General features: G+C 76.1%; 2 protein-coding genes. Both read left to right on the top strand.

Annotated features, from left to right (window positions below; translation table 11 throughout):
• Positions 1 to 490: AfsA-related hotdog domain-containing protein (locus AOK18_RS05415; protein ID WP_276205339.1), on the top strand; the 490-nt coding region annotated here is incomplete at its 5' end.
• Entirely contained in the window at positions 487 to 1,455 is a 969-nt protein-coding gene (locus tag AOK18_RS05410) for an NAD-dependent epimerase/dehydratase family protein (protein ID WP_055693561.1), read from the top strand. The genes AOK18_RS05415 and AOK18_RS05410, both read left to right, overlap by 4 nt.
• Positions 1,456 to 1,491: the final 36 nt, after the last annotated feature.

Below are 1,491 nucleotides of genomic sequence, written 5' to 3'. Positions count from 1 at the left end.
CACCCCTCCCGTCCCTCGCGAACTGGCCGGCCGCCGCCGCGCGCAGGACGTCGTCCTCTCCCCCTCGGACCGCCCCGGCACCTGGCTCCTGCGCGTCGACACCGGGCACCCCGTCCTCTTCGCCCGGCCCAACGACCACGTCCCCGGCATGGTCCTGTTCGAGGCGGCCCGCCAGGCCGCGACGGCGGCGACCGGCGGAGGTGTCTTCCTCCCCTCCGATCTGGCCTCCTCCTTCAGCCGCTACACCGAACTGGACAGCCCCTGCCTCCTCGAGACCGAGGTCCTGGACGAACTCGACGGGAGCGGAGCCGGCGACGGGGTCCTGGGCCGCGGCGGGGGAGACGACGACGGAGGCGCGGTGACCGTACGGGTCGTCGGCCTGCAGCACGACGAACCCGTCTTCGGCGTCGTCCTCACCTCGGCGCCCCACCGCCGGGCTCCGGGGCCGCCCCCGGCCCCGGCCCCGATCCCGGTACGGGTGCTGACGTGACGGTGGACCTCCTGATCACGGGCGGCACCGGCTTCATCGGCAGCCGGATCACCGCCGCGGCACGCCGGCACCCGGACCTCCGCGTCCGGTCGCTCTCCCGCCGTACGCCCGCCGGGAGCGCCGGGCCCGGAGCCACGCGGGCGGCTCCCTCCCCGGGCGTGTCCCCGTCCGCCGGAACCGTTCCCTGCGACCTCGCCGATCCCGCCTCCCTGCGCGGCAGTTGCGCCGGCGTCGACGTCCTCGTCCACTGCGCCTCGCTCATCACCGGCGACGCGGAGTCCGTCGCGGCGGTCAACGACCGGGGCACGAAGGCCCTGGTGGAGGAGGCGGTGCGCAGCGGGGTGCGCCGCATCCTGTACGTGAGCACCGCCGCCGTCCACGGCAGGGGCCCCTTCCGCGGCGTACGGCCCGGCGAGGCCCCCGTCGCTCCGGTCTCCGCCACCAGCCGCAGCCGCGCCGCGGCCGAACGGCACGTGCTCGCGGCGGGCGGCCTGGTGCTGCGGCCCCACCTGGTGTACGGCGTGGGCGACCGCTGGGTGGTCCCCGGACTGGTGGGGCTCCTGAGGGAGTTGTCGGCGACCGTGGCGGACTGCGGGGCCCTGCACTCGATGATCGACGTGGACACCCTGGGCCGCGCGGTCGTCGCCGCGGCGCTCTCCCCGGCCCACGGTCCCGGCGTCCACTACGTCAACCATCCGGACCCGGTCACCACGTCGGAGCTGCTCGCGGCCGTCCGCGCCCAGGTGGAACAGCCCGGCGGGGAGACGGCGGTCGACGTCACGACCGCCTACGCGCGGGCCGCCGGATCTCCCCGCGCCCTGCACCACCTCGGCATGCTCGCCGTCGACCACTGGTTCCAGGACGACGCCTTTTGGGACGGTCTGGACTGCTCCCCGGGTGAGCCCTTCCTCCGGGCCTTCCCGCACGCGGTTCCCTGGTACCGGTCGTTCGTCGCCACCCTCTGACCGGCCGTCCCCTCGGCCACCGCACCGGCGCCCGCC

This window comes from Streptomyces prasinopilosus (assembly GCF_001419695.1).
GTDB classification, from domain to species: Bacteria; Actinomycetota; Actinomycetes; order Streptomycetales; family Streptomycetaceae; genus Streptomyces; species Streptomyces prasinopilosus.
Note: the sequence above shows the minus strand (reverse complement) of the source record. Positions and strands in the feature narration are given on the sequence as shown.